Source organism: Acidovorax sp. KNOB132, assembly GCF_057541515.1.
This window is the reverse complement of sequence record NZ_BAAJYT010000619.1, coordinates 1-737: the sequence shown is the minus strand read 5'-3', so window position 1 is coordinate 737 and position 737 is coordinate 1. Positions and strand designations below refer to the sequence as shown.

Below are 737 nucleotides of genomic sequence, written 5' to 3'. Positions count from 1 at the left end.
GATGTCGCCGCCCGCGCAGAAGGCATCGCCCTCGCCTTCGATGAGCACGCAGCGCGCGCCGGCATCGGCCTGCAGCTGCTCGAACACGGCGCGCAGCTGCCGCCACATGGCGCGGGACATGGCGTTGAGCCGCCCCGGGTGGCGCAGCACCACGCGCACCACCCCGGGGGCGCCATCCGCCCCGTCGACCCGCTCCACCCCGATGTCACCCGCCATGTCCGCCCTCTCCACCATGTCCGCCATGTCCGCCGTTTGCACTGGCCGCATCGGCCGCCTTGCCGCCCCGCCCGGGGCCCCCGGTCAATCGAGCTTGGCGCCCGAATCCTTGACCACCTTCGCCCAGCGGCGAACCTCCGAGTGGACCATGGCGGCGAACTGCGTCTGCGACAGGCCGCCGTAGTCGGCGCCGTTCTTGGCCCACACGGCCTTCAGGTCCTCGGCGGTGCCCAGGCGCTGCGTCTCCTCGACGATGCGCGCCTGCAGGTCGGCCGGCGTGCCCTTGGGCGCCCACAGGCCGTACCACGTGGTCACGGTGTAGTCGGGCAGGCCCACCTCGGCCGCGCAGGGCACGTCGGGGAAGGCCGGGTTGCGCCGGGCGCCGGCCACCATCAGCGCCTTGATCCGCCCGCCCTTGATGTGCGCGGCGGACGAGCCCAGCCCGTCGAACATCATGTCCACGTTGCCGCCGATCAGGTCCTGCAGCGCCGGGCCCGCCCCGCGGTAGGGAATGTGCGTGA

The 737-nt window shown here is 73.3% G+C and carries 2 protein-coding genes; both read right to left on the bottom strand.

The annotated features are described in order from the left end of the window. A partial coding sequence (locus AC27IO_RS25050) for an enoyl-CoA hydratase/isomerase family protein (protein ID WP_498741322.1) occupies nucleotides 1-216 on the bottom strand: 216 nt, incomplete at its 3' end. Nucleotides 217-300: 84 nt separating this feature from the next. Further along, nucleotides 301-737 (bottom strand): Bug family tripartite tricarboxylate transporter substrate binding protein (locus tag AC27IO_RS25045; protein ID WP_498741321.1); only part of this gene is annotated, 437 nt, incomplete at its 5' end.